The sequence below is a fragment of the Cellulomonas sp. P4_B5_2 genome (assembly GCF_056402235.1).
The window spans coordinates 1-16,012 of record NZ_JBFUHU010000266.1 but is presented as its reverse complement, the minus strand read 5'-3'; the positions used below and the strand labels follow the sequence as shown (position 1 = coordinate 16,012).

General features: G+C 73.7%; 13 protein-coding genes, 2 tRNA genes and 2 pseudogenes. 3 read left to right on the top strand and 14 right to left on the bottom strand.

What is annotated here, in order from left to right:
* Nucleotides 1-14: 14 nt before the first annotated feature.
* The 5 genes from AC1DUQ_RS17060 to AC1DUQ_RS17040 form a co-directional block, all read right to left on the bottom strand.
* A tRNA-Glu gene (locus AC1DUQ_RS17060) sits at nucleotides 15-87 on the bottom strand.
* 86 nt (nucleotides 88-173) lie between these two features.
* Nucleotides 174-245 (bottom strand) — tRNA-Gln (locus tag AC1DUQ_RS17055).
* 148 nt (nucleotides 246-393) lie between these two features.
* Nucleotides 394-849 (bottom strand): DUF6912 family protein, encoded by a 456-nt coding sequence (locus AC1DUQ_RS17050; protein ID WP_477063025.1) that lies wholly within the window; start codon nucleotides 847-849, stop codon nucleotides 394-396.
* A gap of 36 nt (nucleotides 850-885) precedes the next feature.
* Nucleotides 886-2,151, bottom strand: coding sequence for a CpaE/TadZ family protein (locus tag AC1DUQ_RS17045; protein ID WP_477063026.1), 1,266 nt, complete (start codon nucleotides 2,149-2,151; stop codon nucleotides 886-888).
* Nucleotide 2,152: 1 nt separating this feature from the next.
* Nucleotides 2,153-2,815 (bottom strand): hypothetical protein, encoded by a 663-nt coding sequence (locus tag AC1DUQ_RS17040; protein ID WP_477063027.1) that lies wholly within the window; start codon nucleotides 2,813-2,815, stop codon nucleotides 2,153-2,155.
* A 116-nt stretch (nucleotides 2,816-2,931) separates the two neighbouring features.
* Here AC1DUQ_RS17040 and AC1DUQ_RS17035 point away from each other — a divergent pair, with 116 nt between their 5' ends.
* Nucleotides 2,932-3,165 carry a helix-turn-helix domain-containing protein gene (locus AC1DUQ_RS17035; RefSeq protein ID WP_477063028.1) on the top strand — a complete coding sequence of 78 codons (234 nt, stop codon included), beginning with the start codon at nucleotides 2,932-2,934 and terminating at the stop codon, nucleotides 3,163-3,165.
* Nucleotides 3,166-3,170: 5 nt separating this feature from the next.
* Here AC1DUQ_RS17035 and AC1DUQ_RS17030 read toward each other — a convergent pair whose 3' ends face one another.
* The gene (locus AC1DUQ_RS17030) at nucleotides 3,171-3,698 is read right to left on the bottom strand and encodes a hypothetical protein (RefSeq protein ID WP_477074193.1); all 528 of its coding nucleotides are present in this window, start codon (nucleotides 3,696-3,698) and stop codon (nucleotides 3,171-3,173) included.
* Between the two features lie 175 nt (nucleotides 3,699-3,873).
* Here AC1DUQ_RS17030 and AC1DUQ_RS17025 point away from each other — a divergent pair, with 175 nt between their 5' ends.
* On the top strand, nucleotides 3,874-4,671 hold the full coding sequence (locus tag AC1DUQ_RS17025; RefSeq protein WP_477063030.1) for a LysM peptidoglycan-binding domain-containing protein: 798 nt from the start codon (nucleotides 3,874-3,876) through the stop codon (nucleotides 4,669-4,671).
* Nucleotides 4,668-5,210: pseudogene (locus AC1DUQ_RS17020) on the top strand (Rv3235 family protein); the annotation flags it as partial. The gene AC1DUQ_RS17025 and the pseudogene AC1DUQ_RS17020, both read left to right, overlap by 4 nt.
* 24 nt (nucleotides 5,211-5,234) lie before the next feature.
* On the opposite strand, the gene secA reads toward AC1DUQ_RS17020, so the two are convergent.
* The 8 genes and pseudogenes from secA to mtrA all read right to left on the bottom strand — a co-directional run bounded on the left by secA (nucleotide 5,235) and on the right by mtrA (nucleotide 15,969).
* The gene (gene secA, locus AC1DUQ_RS17015) at nucleotides 5,235-8,051 is read right to left on the bottom strand and encodes a preprotein translocase subunit SecA (RefSeq protein WP_477063032.1); all 2,817 of its coding nucleotides are present in this window, start codon (nucleotides 8,049-8,051) and stop codon (nucleotides 5,235-5,237) included.
* Nucleotides 8,014-9,036, bottom strand: a complete 1,023-nt coding sequence (locus AC1DUQ_RS17010; RefSeq protein WP_477063033.1) for an EamA family transporter — start codon at nucleotides 9,034-9,036, stop codon at nucleotides 8,014-8,016. Before AC1DUQ_RS17010 ends, secA begins: the two co-directional genes overlap by 38 nt.
* Nucleotides 9,033-10,313 carry a winged helix-turn-helix domain-containing protein gene (locus tag AC1DUQ_RS17005; RefSeq protein ID WP_477074192.1) on the bottom strand — a complete coding sequence of 427 codons (1,281 nt, stop codon included), beginning with the start codon at nucleotides 10,311-10,313 and terminating at the stop codon, nucleotides 9,033-9,035. The genes AC1DUQ_RS17010 and AC1DUQ_RS17005 overlap by 4 nt, the downstream gene beginning before the upstream one ends.
* Nucleotides 10,314-10,366: 53 nt before the next feature.
* Nucleotides 10,367-10,807: pseudogene (locus tag AC1DUQ_RS17000) on the bottom strand (sigma 54 modulation/S30EA ribosomal C-terminal domain-containing protein); the annotation flags it as partial.
* Nucleotides 10,808-11,077: 270 nt separating this feature from the next.
* Complete coding sequence (locus AC1DUQ_RS16995) at nucleotides 11,078-11,815, bottom strand: ComF family protein (RefSeq protein ID WP_477063036.1); 738 nt, start codon at nucleotides 11,813-11,815, stop codon at nucleotides 11,078-11,080.
* 71 nt (nucleotides 11,816-11,886) lie between these two features.
* Nucleotides 11,887-13,545, bottom strand: a complete 1,659-nt coding sequence (locus AC1DUQ_RS16990; protein ID WP_477074191.1) for an LpqB family beta-propeller domain-containing protein — start codon at nucleotides 13,543-13,545, stop codon at nucleotides 11,887-11,889.
* On the bottom strand, nucleotides 13,542-15,266 hold the full coding sequence (gene mtrB / locus AC1DUQ_RS16985; protein WP_477063058.1) for an MtrAB system histidine kinase MtrB: 1,725 nt from the start codon (nucleotides 15,264-15,266) through the stop codon (nucleotides 13,542-13,544). Before mtrB ends, AC1DUQ_RS16990 begins: the two co-directional genes overlap by 4 nt.
* A gap of 19 nt (nucleotides 15,267-15,285) precedes the next feature.
* Nucleotides 15,286-15,969, bottom strand: coding sequence for an MtrAB system response regulator MtrA (gene mtrA, locus AC1DUQ_RS16980; RefSeq protein WP_055912929.1), 684 nt, complete (start codon nucleotides 15,967-15,969; stop codon nucleotides 15,286-15,288).
* Between the last annotated feature and the right edge of the window lie 43 nt (nucleotides 15,970-16,012).

The window sequence follows — 16,012 nt, the reverse complement described above, 5'->3', positions numbered from 1 at the left end:
GGCCCTTCTCGATGTACCCCCGACCGGATTCGAACCGGCGCTACCGCCGTGAGAGGGCGGCGTGCTAGGCCGCTACACAACGGGGGCCTATACGCTGCGAAACCCGAGGGCCTCGCTTGCGAGTGAACACTCTACCCGATCCTCCGAAGAGGTTCGGACCAGCGGTGCTCGCGCTGGGGTACCAGGACTCGAACCTAGACTAACTGAACCAGAATCAGTCGTGCTGCCAATTACACCATACCCCATGGGGGTATAACGCCCGGAGCTCGAGGGTTGCCTGGCGGGGCAGACCAACGCGCTTCCGGACGTCGTACCGGCGGTGAACACTACCCGAGCGCCGGGGCCGGGTCCAACTGGCACCCCCCGACGTGACGAAGCCCACCGATGCCGGCCTCAGCGCGGGATCGACGCCAGCTCCGTCGCGTCGTACCAGAGGAGGTCGCGCTCGTCGAGGCGGTCGACGGCGGCCTCGTCACCAGCCGCGGCCAGCACGACGTCGGGCGCGGCACCCGGTTCGTCGACGTGCACGCAGATCACGTCGGACTGCGGCACCTCGCGTGTGAGATCGACCGCGCTCGGCACGTCGTCGCCGTCGGCCACCGCGAGGACCGCGCCGTCGGGCACGTCGACCGAGACCACCAGCCGCAGCTGCGGCGCGCCCGGTGTCCCGCCCAGGAGCTCGAGCGAGTCGTCCGCGGCCGCCAGCTGCGCCGCGTACTCGAGCCCTTCGTCGTCCTCGTCGGGGAACATCGACCGCAGGGCCGGCGTCACCGCGTGGGCACGACGGGCCGCGAGCGGTCCCGCCGTGGGATCGAGCTGGTCGAGCGAGGCCGGGAGGTAGATGCGCACCCGGCCAGTGTGCCGCCCACGGGCGCCCCGCGAGCGTCAGGCGCGCACGGCGACCGCAGGCTCCGCCGACGAGGCGCCGACCAGGAGCGAGTCCAGATGGGCGGCGACGCCGGCGAGCGCGCGCCGGGCCGGGGATCCGGGCGCGGCCTCGCGGAGCGTCTGCGCCTCGAGGAGCGCGGTGTCCAGCGCCGGTCCGTCGTCCGGCACCAGGAACGCGTCCGGGACTCCCGCGTACCGCGCGAGGGCCTGTCCGACGGCGTCGCCGGGCTGCGGGCCGGCCACCGACACGCGCACGCGGTTCACCAGCACCAGCCGCGTGCTGCCCAGGCCCAGGTCCGTGAGCTCCCCCAGGCCACGGACCAGACGCTGGATCCCCACCGGGTCCCCCGCGCCGACCACGAGCACCACGTCCGCCGCCTCGAGCGCGCTGATCGTGGCGGCGTTCCGCCGCGGGGCGCGGGTGTCATAGCTGAGCACCTCGTCCTGCTCGAGGCAGAACCCGCAGTCGATCACCGTCCACTCCGCGAGCCCCCGGGCGACCGTCCAGACCGCATCGAGCGACGACGACGGCAGCTCCGGCCAGCGGTCCGCCCGGGAGATCCCCGACAGCACCCGCAGCTCCGGGGCGATCGTCGGGGTGATCCGGGCCAGCGTCATCAGGTCGAGGGCCCCCTGCCCCGCTGCGCGTGCGGCCGCGGCGAGACCTGGCGCCTCGTCCAGCATGCCGACCACCTGCGCGACGCAGCCGCCGTAGGTGTCGCCGTCCACCAGCAGCGTGCGGCGTCCGGCGGCGGCCAGCTCGGCGGCCACGTTCACGGCGACCGTGGTCCGTCCCGGCGCCCCCGTCGGCCCCCACACCGCAGCGACGAGCCCGCGCGCCGGCCTTCGGATCGTCTCCTCGTCGGGCCACGACGGATCGTGCGCGTTGTCGGGCGCGGCACCGAGGACGACCAGGGCGTCACGGACCACCTCGCTCGCCGAGGCCTCGTCGTGCGGCGCGGTCGCGACGAGGTCCGCGCCCAGGGCCACGAGCCGCTCCCCCAGCCACGGGCGCGTCGCGTCACCGATGCCCACCACGCGCACACCCGCCCGGTGCAGCAGCTCGATGGCCTCCCGGTCGAGCAGGTCGAGGTCGCCCGACACCACAGCCAGCCGACCGAGACCCGCCTCCGCCGCCGCGAGCAGCTCCGTCAGGTCCGCGCACCGGCGCGTCACGCTCAGGCGCCCGCCGGTCTGCTCGACCGCCTGGACGATGATCGCCTCCGCCGCGCCCCGCACGGCGCACAGCACCCCGACGCCCACGTCAGCCCCCCGAGCCGAGGACCGGCACGACGTCGACGGTGCCCTCGGCCGCGAGCGCGGTGAGCACCACGGGGAGCAGCGCGCTCGGGACCAGCACCTGGACCGCGCTCCCCCCGGACGCGCGGAACGCGCCCGACGGCGTGGTGACCTCGGCGACCGTGAGGCCGCCGGCCAGCTCGCGGGGCTGGTCCGGCGCGGTGTCGTCGTCCGGGGCGGGAGGTGTGAACCAGAGGTCGACCAACGCGCCCGGCACCACGTCCTGCGACGGGGCGCGTTCGAGAGTCACCGAGACCGGCCGCAGATCGAGGTCCGCGGCCGAGCCGACGGCCGACGCGGGGACCAGCTCGCCCCGTCCGACCGCCCGCATGGCGACGACGTCACGTTCGATCGCCTGGTCGGCACGCAGGTAGTGGTCGAGGTTCACGGTGCCCAACCGCACGTCGACGACCGCGAGGTCGTCCGCGGACACCCGGTCGCCCGGCACCAGGGCGGCACGCGTCATGTAGACCGACACCGTCGCCTGCGCCGTGCGGACCGCCCACGACCCCAGCAGCACCGACGCCGCCACCATGGCGACCCCCGCCAGCAACCGAGGGTCCCGCCAGCCGGGGCGTCGCAGCCGCGCCGCGACGGGCGCGGGCAGGTCGATCACGCTGGTGTCCATCGGCTCTCCTGGTTCGTCGCGCCGCCTCGGACGGCCATCCTGCCGTCTTGCGGGCGGTGCGAACGGAGCATTGTGGACAAACCGGTCCGGGCGCCAGCGCGTGCCACACTGCGGTCATGCCTTCGCGGTTCCTGACCCTCGCGGACGTCACCGAGGTGCTGAACATCTCGGCGCCGCAGGCCTACGCACTCGTCCGCTCCGGGGAGCTGCCCGCCATCCAGATCGGCGGCCGGCTGCAGTGGCGCGTGGAGTCCACCGAGCTGGAGAAATACATCCAGCGCATGTACGAGCAGACCCGCGCCCGGATCTCCAGCGACGGGAGCACGGTCGAAGGCCCCTCGTCCGACTGAGGCCGTCAGCGCGACCGCACGACCCGCACCCCTGCGAACGCCACGGCCCACGACGCACGCCCGGTCGCGTCACCGACGTCGCTGAGATCCAGGTGGTCGGCACCGACGCGATCCACACGGCCGACCAGCTCGGTCGCACCGACGTCGACCCGGACCACCGCACGGTCGCGCGCCAACGCCCGCAGGGCGTGAGCGAGCCCGAGCCGTGACTCGACCGCGCCCGGCGGCGGGGCCGCGTGCCCCACGAGCCCGCCGACGCCCGCCACCGCCGCCGTCGGCACCAGCGCTCGGCCGGAAGCCGGCATGGCCAGCAGCAGCCACTCGGGCGYCGCATCGACCAGCTCCCCCGTGACCGTGTCACCGCCCGAGACCAGCACCCGCACCGGGAGACCGACCGACGCGCGTGCCCGGGCAGCCAGCGTCACCGAGGCCCGCTCGGCGCGCGCCAGCTCCGCGACGTCCGCGCACACGTCCGCCAGCCGGCCGGCCGCCAGCTGGGCCTCCATGTCCGCGAAGAGCGCTTCCCACCGCATCTGAGCACCGTAGGGGGTCGGTGCTCCGCCGCCGTCCCGGCCGGCGCCCCGACTCGGCCGCCACGGAGCTGATCCCGCATCGCGGAAGCCGCTGGACATCAGATCGGACATTCAGGTACATCTATGGCACTCAAGCGACATCAAACAACATCAAACGACTAGATCAGGGGCGAACATGGCGATCGACGTCACAGCACGGGACGACGGCCGGGCTGGCCGCGGCGGGGCCGCCATGACCATCGGCGCTCTGCTCGTCGGAGCGCTGGCAGCGGGTGCGCTCTGCCTGTCGCTCGCTCTGCGGATGCGCGCGCTGCTCGCCGGCCAGACCGGTCCGTGGCGTGTGGATGCCGCCGTGGAGGTCGGGGTGACCGCCCTCGGGCTGCTCGTCGCCACGTGGCTCGCGTGCTCCGCGCTGGTAGCGACGCTGTGCCTGCTGGCCCGGGCGGCCGGGGCGACCTGGCGGACGGGTGAGCGCCTCGTGCACCGGTTCGCGCCGCAGGTGGTCCGCAAGGCTCTCGTGCTGGCTGTCGGGGCAGGGATCGGCCTCGGGATGGCATCCGGGGCCACGGCCGCGGCTCCGGCGCCTGTGCCGACGAGCCCGACGATCTCGGTGACGACGGATCCCACCGTGCCCCCTGACCTCGGGTGGGTGGTGACGGTTCCGTCAGGCGTCCCGACCGAGCCCGCCGCGGCGCCAGAGGAACCCGCGCCGGCTCCCGTGAGGGAGGTCGCCGTGGCGGTCACCACGACCGTCGCAGCTCCCACGCCCGAGGCGGTCGTGGTCGTCGCCGGGGACAGCCTCTGGGCGATCGCCGCACGTCACCTGCCGCCCGGCGCGACCGACGCGGAGATCGCCGCGTCGTGGCCACGGTGGTACGACGCCAACGCGGCGGTGATCGGCGCGGATCCCGACCTGATCCAACCGGGCCAGGTGCTCACCGCTCCCGCGTCGGTCGACGAGGTGGCCCGATGAGCGCGCTCGTCCTGACGCGCGACGGGACCGCCGCTGAGGACGCGTTCGCCCGGGTGCGCGACGCCACCCTGGAACCCCTCCCCGGTCCCGCCGACCCGCGCACCTGGCATCCCCGGGCACGACTCGTCCCCGCCCCGGCCGCTCCGCTCGTCGAGGAGGCGCCGGGCCGGGCACATACCGTGCCCCTGACGGCGACCGCCCGCATCGCAGTCCTGCGGGCGAGCGACCGCTCCTTCGTCGCCGAGGCCGACGACGACCCCGGGCCCGCCCCCGAGGGCGACCCGGCGGTCGTCGCCCGCGCGATCGCGCTCGCCTCCCTGGAGGTCCTGACCGGCAGGCGGTCGGTGGCTCAGCTCGCGCGCTGGCTCACGCCGGGTGTCTACGAGACGCTCCAGGTCCGGGCCGGTCTGACGCAGCGGGTGCTCGGCACCGACCGGGTGGTCCGCCCGCCGACGATCCGCCGCGCCCGGTCGTGCCGGGTCGGGCCTCACGCGATGGAGGCGACGGTGGTGGCCGACCACGGCGCGCGCGTGCGGGCCGTCACGGGGCGGGCTTCCGTCGTGTCAGCGCTTGCGCTGCTGCTTGGCGGCCTTGCGACGTGCCTCGCGGTTCGACGCGCCGTCCTCCGCCGAGGCGGCCACGGGGCGGGCGCCGGAGTTCTTGCCGCCGGCGTCCCCGCGGGTGATCACGCCTCCGTCACCGTCGACCGACGGAGCCGTGTACTGCAGCGGTGTCCGCTGCTCCGGTCCGTCGATCCCCTTCGCCACGAGCTTGCCGGGTGTCGGACCGTCGGACACCGAGCGAGCCGCAGCCGCCTGCGCCCCCGCACTGGCAGCGGCGGCGACTGCGGAGTCGGCCGTCACGGCCGGAGCGTCGGGAGCCGCCACCTGGACCTCCAGGTTGTACAGGTACCCGACCGTCTCCTCCTTGATGGCGTCGGTCATCGCGTTGAACAGCTGGAAGCCCTCGCGCTGGTACTCGACCAACGGGTCGCGCTGGGCCATCGCCCGCAGCCCGATGCCCTCCTTGAGGTAGTCCATCTCGTAGAGGTGCTCACGCCACTTGCGGTCGAGGACGGACAGGGTGACCCGTCGCTCCAGCTGCCGCATGTTCTCGGAGCCGATCTGCTCCTCGCGCTCCGCGTACGCGTGCTCGGCGTCCGAGAGGATCTCGCGCTCGATCAGCTCGGCGGACAGCCGGGTGGCACCGCCGGCCTGCTCGACGACCTCGTCCGGCGTGATCGAGACCGGGTACACGGCCTTGAGCGCGGTCCACAGCGCGTCGAGGTCCCACGCCTCCGGGCGGCCCTCGGTCGTGGCGCCGGTGATGTAGGCGGTGAGCACGTCGGAGCGGAAGTGCCGGACCTGCTCGTGCAGGTCCTCGCCCTCCAGCACGCGGCGGCGCTGCTCGTAGATGACGACGCGCTGGCGGGACATGACGTCGTCGTACTTCAGGACGTTCTTGCGGATCTCGAAGTTGCGCGCCTCGACCTGCGACTGCGCCGACTGGATGCCGCGCGTGACGATCTTCGACTCGAGCGGCATGTCCTCGGGGAACCCGGCGCGCGTCATCATCGACTCCGCGAGCGAGGAGTTGAACAGGCGCATCAGGTCGTCCTGCATGGACAGGTAGAAGCGCGACTCGCCCGGGTCACCCTGGCGACCGGAACGACCGCGCAGCTGGTTGTCGATGCGGCGCGACTCGTGCCGCTCCGTGCCCAGGACGTACAGGCCGCCCAGCTCGACGACCTCGTCGTGCTCGGCCGCCACCGACTCCTTGGCCTTCTCGAGGGCCAGAGGCCATGCAGCCTCGTACTCCTCGGCGTTCTCCGCCGGGTCCAGGCCACGCGCCGCGAGGTCCTCGACCGCCATGAACTCGGCGTTGCCGCCGAGCATGATGTCGGTGCCACGGCCGGCCATGTTGGTGGCGACCGTGACAGCGCCCTTGCGGCCGGCCTGCGCGACGATCGAGGCCTCGCGCGCGTGCTGCTTCGCGTTGAGGACCTCGTGCGGGACGCCCTGCTTCTTCAGCTTGGCGGAGAGCAGCTCGCTCTTCTCCACGCTGGTGGTGCCCACGAGCACCGGCTGGCCCTGCGCGTGCCGCTCGACGATGTCCGCGACCACGGCGTCGTACTTGCCGTCCTCGCTCTTGTAGACGTAGTCGCGCTGGTCGAGGCGCTGCATGTCGCGGTTGGTCGGGATCGGGACGACACCGAGCTTGTACGTGCCCTGGAACTCGGCGGCCTCGGTCTCGGCCGTGCCGGTCATCCCCGCGAGCTTGCCGTACAGGCGGAAGTAGTTCTGGAGCGTGATCGTGGCGAGGGTCTGGTTCTCGGCCTTGATGGCCACGCCCTCCTTCGCCTCGATCGCCTGGTGCATGCCCTCGTTGTAGCGGCGGCCCGGCAGGACGCGGCCGGTGTGCTCGTCGACGATGAGCACCTCGCCGTTCGTCACGATGTAGTCCTTGTCCCGCTTGAACAGCTCCTGCGCCTTGATCGCGTTGTTGAGGAAGCCGATCAGCGGGGTGTTCAGCGACTCGTACAGGTTCTCGATGCCGAGGTAGTCCTCGACCCGCTCGATGCCGGGCTCCAGCACGCCAACCGTGCGCTTCTTCTCGTCGACCTCGTAGTCGCGCTCGGCCTGCAGGCGCCGGACCACCTTGGCGAACTCGGCGTACCAGCGGTTGGCGTCGCCGGACGCGGGACCGGAGATGATCAGCGGGGTCCGCGCCTCGTCGATGAGGATCGAGTCGACCTCGTCGACGATCGCGAAGTTGTGGCCGCGCTGGACGAGCTCGTCCGTGCTCCACGCCATGTTGTCGCGCAGGTAGTCGAAGCCGAACTCGTTGTTGGTGCCGTAGGTGATGTCGCACGCGTACTGCTTGCGCCGCTCGGCCGGGTCCTGGCTGGACAGGATGACCCCGCTGGTCAGCCCGAGGAAGCGGAAGACGCGACCCATGAGGTCGGACTGGTAGCTGGCCAGGTAGTCGTTGACCGTGACGACGTGGACGCCGTCGCCGGACAGGGCGTTCAGGTACGCGGGTGCGGTGGCGACGAGGGTCTTGCCCTCACCGGTCTTCATCTCCGCGATGTTGCCCAGGTGCAGTGCGGCGCCACCCATGAGCTGCACGTCGAAGTGCCGCTGACCCAGGGTGCGCCGGGCGGCCTCGCGGACCGTCGCGAACGCCTCCGCGAGCAGGTCGTCGAGCGTCTCGCCCTCCGCGAGCCGGGCGCGGAAGCGGTCCGTCTCCTCGCGCAGCTCGGCGTCGGACAGCGCGACGAAGCTGTCCTCCAGGGCGTTGACCTGCTGGGCGATGCCCGACAGCTTCTTGACGATCCGGCCTTCACCGAGGCGCAGGACCTTCTCGAGGATCGCTGGCACGCACTACTCCCGACGTGTTTCGCGCTCCGGGCGCGCGCGGCGTCGGAGCGGCTGAGGTGCCGGCCGCACGGCCGGGCGCGTCCATCGTAGGCGAGCCTGCGCGGCGTGGGCGAAGAACGACCACCGCAACCGCCAGCAGCACGGCACCCACCACACCGGTGACCCCGAGCCGCTCGTCGCGCAGCACCACCGCGCCCACGGTGGCCGTGAGCGGTTCGAGCAGCGCCAGCAATGCGGCCGTCGTGGCCGGGACGTGCCGCAACCCCGTGAAGTAGGCGCTGTAGGCGGCTGCGGTGGGCACGACGGCCAGGTAGACGAGCAGCGCCCAGCCCCATGGGTCGGTGGGGGTCGAGAGGCCCGGACCGGCCACCGCCGCGAACGGGAGGAGCACGATTCCGCCGAGCGTGAACGCGGTCGCCGTGAGGGGCAGCGGGCCCAGTCCGGGCACGCTGCGGCGGTTCAGCCCGGTCATCGTGGCGAACGCCGCCGCGGCGACCAGGGCGAGCAGCGCGCCGGCTGCGGTGCCCGGACCGGCCGCGTCGGACGGGCCCACCAGGAGCACCAGACCCACCAGGGCGAGGGCGAGCGCGACGAGCGTGCGCGGGGACGGAAGCCGGCGCGACGACACCGCGGTCCCCACCGCGACGAGCAGCGGCGCGGCGCCGAGCGCGACCAGCGTGGCGACCGCGACGCCGGCACGCTCGACGGCGGCGAAGTAGGCCGCCTGGTAGACGGCGGCGAGCAGGGCGGTCTCGACGACGAGGACGACGACAGGTCTCGTCCGGGCCAGACCGCGCAGCGCCCCCGTGGCCGCGAGCGCGAGCATCAGCACTCCCCCGCCGCCGAGCAGGCGGTAGGCGGCGACGGTCAACGGGGGCAGACCGGCGGCGTCGGCGAGCGCGGCACCGGCGAGCCCGCCGGTTCCCCAGAGCACCCCGCCGAGGGCGACCAGGGCGAAGTCGCGAGGTCGGGTCTCGTGCGTCATGGGGCGCGCACGGCGTGCGCCAGGTCCGCCGCGAGGTCGCCGCGCAGGAGCCCGCCGCGGTCGCCCACCACGATCTCGCCCAGCCCGAGCCAGCCCGCCAGCTGGTGCAGCTCCGCGGCGAGCGGCTCGACCAGGTCGGCGGTGTGCGACGCCACGGGTGTGCCCGGTCCGGCGCTGCGGTGCGCCGCGTGCACGCGCAGCACGCCCGCCTGCCGGTCGGCCTTGAGGTCGACGAGGGCCGACAGCGACTCACCGAGCAGGAACGGCAGCACGTAGTAGCCCCAGACCCGCTGCGGCTCGGGGACGTAGATCTCGATCCTGTACCGCAGGCCGAACAGGGCCTCGACGCGGCGGCGCTCGAACACGAGCGGGTCGAACGGGTTCRGGAGCGCCGCGCCCGAGGCCCGCCGAGGCAGGTCGGCGTCGCGGTGCCGCCAGACGGGGCCCTGGTTCCAGCCGTCGACCGTGACCTCGTGCAGGACACCGTGCTCGACGAGCTCCGCGACCGCCGGCGCGACCCGGTCCTGCTTTATGCGGAAGTAGTCCGCGAGGCAGCGCAGCGTGCCGATCCCGTGCGCCCGGGCCGAGATCTCCACCAGGGCGCGGATCGCGTCCTCGTCGGACGGCTCGGGTGCGGCGAGAGTCTCGGGTGGCAGCACCCGCGACGTGAGGTCGTACCGACGCTCGAAAGCCGCGTTGCGCCCTGCAGACGTCACCTCACCGGTGAAGAACAGGAACTCCAGGACGCGCTTGGCCACCGTCCAGTTCCACCCCCACTCCTCCCGGGTGGTGGGGTGCTCGGCCTCGAAGTCCTCCTGCACCTGCCGGGCGGTCACGGGGCCGCGCTCGGCGATGATCGCCCGGACCTCGTGCACCACCGGCGAGTGCTTCAGCGGCACCTCGGAGATCGCTCCCCAGGCCTCCCGCTGGTAGGCGCGCTGCCGCCAGCCGAGCAGCCGGTACGTCTCCGGTGGGACGAAGGAGGCCATGTGGGCCCACGTCTCGACCAGTCGGCGCGGGGCCTGGCCCGACGCACGGTCGAGCAGCGCCGGGTCGTACGCGCCGATCCGCGAGAACGCCGGCATGAGGTGCGCGCGGGCCAGCACGTTGACCGAGTCGATCTGCAGCACGCCCAGGCGGTCGACGACCTGCTGGAACTGGCGCATGGTCGGCGCTGCACCGCGTGCCGGGCGGGGCCGGTCCAGGCCCTGGGCACGCAGCGCGATGCGCCGTGCCTGAGAGAGGGTGAGTCGTTCGGGGGCGCCCGGGGAGATCACGTGGACATCGCCCGACCCGTCGCAGAGACCGGGTCGGGCGTCGTCGGGGGCGATCAGCCGGAGACGGCGGCCAGCGGCGTCCCGACGACGGCGGCGTCGAGCTTGATCACGCCGTAGCTCCACCCACGCCTGCGGTAGGCGACGGACGGCTGGGCGGTCTCGGCGTCGATGAACAGGAAGAAGTCGTGGCCGACGAGCTCCATCTCGTAGAGCGCGTCGTCGACCGTCATCGGCTGGGCCTGGTGGACCTTCTCGCGGATGACCACCGGCGAGTCACCGAGGGTCGTCTCGACCGCGGCGTCGGGATCGACGGGAGCGGACGGCTCCAGCTCGGGCTCGGGCGGGCGGACGTCCACGGGGGCGATCGGAGTGTGGTTGCGGTGGTCCTTGCGCCGGTCGCGGGTCCGCCTCAGCCTCTCGAGAAGCTTCCCGAGAGCCAGGTCCAGGGCCGCGTACCTGTCGTCGGCGCACGCCTCTGCACGGATCACGGCCCCCCCCCCCCCCCCCCCCCCCCCCCCCCCCCCCCCCCCCCCCCCCCCCCCCCCCCCCCCCCCCCCCCCCCCCCCCCCCCCCCCCCCCCCCCCCCCCCCCAACCCGCCCGGGTGACAGTGCAATGGGCTGCCCCAGGGGCAGTCGGGCGGCGTCACCTCCTCCCGCGGCCTGCCCGGGCGACCCAGCGAGGGGTCGGTCCGTGCGGTGCCAACGGCTCAGGCCCCCACGCTAACCCCGCACGTGCCCCCGAACCCACTCGCCCCGCCCACGGTTCACCCTGTGGACAGGATCCGGCCGGGCGGGAGCCGCGTCGGACGCGACGGGCCCGGGGTCGACGCCAGCGTGATCGCCCCGACCACGTGCGCGCCACGGCGCTCGAGCGCCGACCGGCACACCGCGACCGTGGCGCCCGTGGTGAGCACGTCGTCCACGAGGAGAACGGGCCTGCCCTCCACGCGCGGCGCGTGCCGGTCCGGCACCTGCACGTGGCCGACGAGGTTGCGGGTGCGCGCGCGAGCGCCGAGGCCGACCTGGTCGTGACCCCGGGACCGGACGAGCACCGGCGCCGGCAGCGCGGGATGCCCGGCCAGGACGAGGCCGTCGGCGACCGCGGCTGCGAGCGTGTCGACGAGGTTCCCTCCCCTGCGGCGTCGCGCCGCTCCTGTCGACGGGGCCGCGACCACGAGCAGCGGGGCAGCGCCGAGGCGCGGCGGGAGCGCAGCGGCCGCGAACGTGAGCGCCCGCGCGAACGGGCGTGTCAGATCGAGCCGCCCGCGGTCCTTCCACGCGATGATCGCGCGGCGGACGTCGCCGGTGCAGTCGGCGAGCGTCCACACCGGCAGCGCACCGTGCCCGTCCATCCGGTCGAGACGCGGCGCGCGGTCCTCGCACCGCCACGGACGTCCCGCGAAGCGCTGCGCGCAGGTCGGGCACCAGGCGACGTCGTCGGCCCCGCAGCCGGCGCACTCGACGGGCAGCAGGAGGCCGAGCAGCTCTCGGGCGAACGTCATCGGTGCAGCCTGCTCGCCGGCGGGCGCACAGGAGTGGAGCCGGTGGACGGCGGTGGGCTGTGGGCGGCCGGTCAGCCGGGGAACGACGGGTCGGCCGCGCCGGTCAGACCGATGACCTGCGCCCAGGTGGAGCCGACGAACCGACGCAGCTCACCGGCGGTCGTGGTCACGTAGATGACGGAGGAGCTCCCCGCGAGGCCGGCGAGCTCGGCCACCGCAGGCAGGGGCCTGGTCGGGCCTGCGACGGGAACCAGGTGCACGGCAGGGTTCCCCGTCGACCGTCCGATGACCGCGAGCGTCGACTCCTCGGCCCAGACCACGGAGGACGCGTCGACGAGCGCGGCGCCCGCGCGGACCGGTGCCCCCAGCTGCTGCGGCCCCCCCGACTCGTCGCGGGTGATCGCCGCGACGTCGAGCTGGACCCCGTCCGCCCCGGCCGAGACGACCGCGACCCGGACCCCGTCGCGGGCCACGCGGACCGCACGGACCGCACGTCCTTCCAGCCAGTCCGCGCTCACACTCACCGGGGCGGCGTCCGAGCGCGCAGCGACCAGGCCGCTCGCTGGCTGTGCCGTCCAGGCCCAGCCGAACCTGTCGACGGAGGGGGCCACGAGAGCCGTCCCGGTCAGGAGGTCCTGCGCGGGCAGGTCCGCGGTCGGCACCGTGCTCAGCGTGCTCGGCCCGGAGAGCATCACCCGCACCGACCCGTCCTCGTTGCTCGCCGGGCTGCGCGGGTCGAGCGAGTCGAGGGCGCCGAGGCCGGGCACCGGCTCGGGCTCGCCGTCCACGAGCGCCACGATGCGGTCGTCCTGGAGGAACTCGACGTTGCTCGGCGGGCCGGACCCGCGCTGCAACGTCGCAGCACCCTCCAGCGGCACGTCGCCGGCGAACACCTGGACGGAGCCGATGCCGGGYACGGGCCGCAGGCTGGCGTCGATCTGCGCGAGCAGGAGGTCACGGTCGGCGCGGGTCACGGCCAACGCGGGCTCCAGCGTGACCTGGGCGACGCCCTCGTCGTCCACCGGCACCGACTCGGGGTTGAGCTCGACGCCGTCGGGCACCGCCGTGACGACCGCGTCCTGCAGCCAGGGCGACGGACCGGCCAGCAGCTCGCTGACGATCGACGTGCCCAGGCCCTTCTGCGGGAACCAGCGCGACTCGGGGACGAGGAACTTCTCGTCCGGCGAGAGGAAGTACAACGAGGCCGGCCGATAGCTCCGGCTGAAGTCCTCCTGCTGGAGGATCAGGCCGGGCGGCGTCGCCGCGATGCGCCACTGGTCGGCGTCGTCCTGCACCATCCCGAACGTCACCGACTCCCGCGCGTCCGGTGGCGCCTCGACGTAGACCCCGTCCTCGTCGACGCGGGCGAGGACGGGGACGTCGATCGTCACCTCGGTGTCCGTCGTCGTCGGGGCGGGCTCGACCGGCCCCGACACGACGACCCCGGCCGACGGCTTCCAGGTGGCCTTCGCCTCCCCCGCGAGATACTCCCGGGCCGTCACGAAGTCGTCCGTGAACCCCGCGGCGCCCGCCGCCAGGAACCCGTCGACGATCTCGGTCGGGGTGTCGCCCGGCTGCGGCCCCTCGGCCAGCACGGCGATCTCGGAGGGCTCCGTGACCTCGGCGTCCCCCTCGCTCACGGGTCCGGACGTCGGGATCGCGGAGCACRCTGCCAGGACGACGACGGTCACGACGGCGAGCGCGGCGCGGTGGAACGGGCGCGCGGTCATCGGACCTCCTGCCGGTCGGCGTCGTCCGCGTACTCCTGGGTGTCGTGGTCGTCGGAGCCCATGTCCGGGAGCGCCGCAGGGTCGGTGTTCGGGCGCAGCACGGGAATGCGCAGCGCCCCGGTGACCGGCGACTCGTCCGGCGCCAGGGGCAGCGGTGAGTCGGTGAGCCGGATGCCCGCGCGGCGCGGCAGCGTCAGCCGGAAGCTCGCCCCGCGGCCGGGCCGACCCCACGCCTCGAGCCAGCCGCCGTGCAGGTGGGCGTCCTCCAGGGAGATCGCGAGCCCCAGGCCGGTACCACCCGTCGTCCGGGCGCGCGCGGGGTCCGCCCGCCAGAACCGGTCGAACACGTGCGCGGCCTCGTCGGGCGTCATGCCCACCCCGCGGTCGCGCACCGTGATCGCCACGGCGTGCGCGTCGGCGCCGACGGTCACCTCGACCGTGCTCCCCTCCGCGTGCTCGACGGCGTTGACCAGCAGGTTGCGCAGGATGCGCTCGACGCGGCGCGGGTCGATGTCCGCGACGCTGCGCTCCTCGGGCACGACGACGTGCAACCACGCGCCCCGCCGGTCGGCGAGCGGTGCCGCGTGGTCGACGGCCGTGATCACGACGTCGCGAACGTCGCGACCCTCGGCGTCGAGCACCGCGGCGCCGGCGTCGAACCGGCTGATCTCCAGCAGGTCGGCCAGCAGGTCCTCGAACCGGTCGAGCTGGGTCTGCAGGAGCTCCGCCGAGCGCTTGGCGGCCGGGTCGAAGTCCTCGCGCGAGGCGTGGATGACCTCGCCCGCCATCCGGATCGTCGTCAGCGGGGTGCGCAGCTCGTGCGACACGTCCGAGACGAACCGGCGCTGGAGCGTCGACAGCTCCTCCATACGGTGGATCTGGTCCTGGAGGCTGTCGGCCATCTCGTTGAAGGAGCGGGCGAGCGTGGCCATCTCGTCCTCCCCCTTCTCGGGCATCCGCTCGGACAGGTGCCCGTCGGCCAGCCGCTCGGCGACCTGGGCCGCCCGGCGCACGGGCTGGACCGTCTGCCGGGTGACCAGCCAGGTCATGCTGCCCAGCAGCACCACGAGGGCGACCGCCGCGAGGCCGAGGGTGCGCTGCAGGAAGTCGAGCCGGTCCTGCTCCGACTGGAGGCTGTACAGGAAGAAGAGCTGATACGTGCCGACGACCGGCACGGTCACGTCCTGCCCGACGAGCACCCCGGGCGACACTCCCCCGGTCTCGCGCGGGATCGCGACCGACTGCCACTGCTGACCACCGCCCGCGGTCGCCAGCCGGAGCTCGGGGCTGACCAGCGGGATGAGCGACGGCTTCGTCGTCGCACCCGAGATGTCCAGGCTGCTGCCCTCCTGACCGGGTGCGCGCAGCAGGAAGACCTCGCGTCCGTCCGAGCCGCCRGTGCGTTGGGCCTGGGACACGTCCCCGAGCAGGCGCTGCACGTCCGTGCGTGCGGTCGCCGTCGAGAAGTCGAGCGTCGCCTGTGCCTGCTGCGCGGACCGCGCACTGTCCTGCAGCACCTGGTCGAGCCGGGCCTGGAACAGCCCCTCGGCCATCCGGGAGCTGACATACGCACCGACAAGGGTGAGGGCCACCAGTCCGATGGCCAGCGTCGACGTGATGACCCGGATCTGCAGGGACGACCGCCACGCACGAGTCCAGCTTCGGGCGCGCCGCCGCGACCGTGCCCGGAGCAGCCGCCAGGCGCCGCTCACGCGCACGATCGGGATGCTCCGGACGACCTCACGTCGAGGCCACGCCCGCCTTGTAGCCGACGCCGCGGACGGTGACGACGATCTCGGGCTGCTCGGGGTCGTTCTCGATCTTGGAGCGCAGGCGCTGCACGTGGACGTTCACCAGACGGGTGTCGGCGGCGTGCCGGTAGCCCCACACCTTCTCCAGCAGGACCTCGCGGGTGAACACCTGCCACGGCTTGCGGGCGAGCGCCACCAGCAGGTCGAACTCGAGCGGGGTGAGCGAGACCGGCCGGCCCGCCCGCGCGACGCGGTGACCGGGCACGTCGATGGTCACGTCGCCGATGGTGAGGTGCTCGGGCGCGGGCTCGTCGCTGCGCCGGAGCCGGGCACGGACCCGCGCGACGAGCTCCTTGGGCTTGAACGGCTTGGAGATGTAGTCGTCGGCGCCGGACTCCAGGCCGAGGACCACGTCGACCGTGTCGCTCTTGGCCGTGAGCATGACGATGGGCACGCCCGACTCGGCGCGGATCTGCCGGCAGACCTCGTTGCCGTCCTTGCCGGGCAGCATCAGGTCGAGCAGGACGAGGTCCGGCTGCGTGGCGCGGAAGACCCCGATCGCCTCGTCACCGTCCTCGCAGAACACCGGGTCGAAACCCTCGGACCGCAGCACGATGCCGATCATCTCGGCCAGCGCGGTGTCGTCGTCGACCACGAGCACTCGTCCCTTCATGGCGGCATTGTCGCACCGCGGGGGCCCGTACCCGGGCCACCTG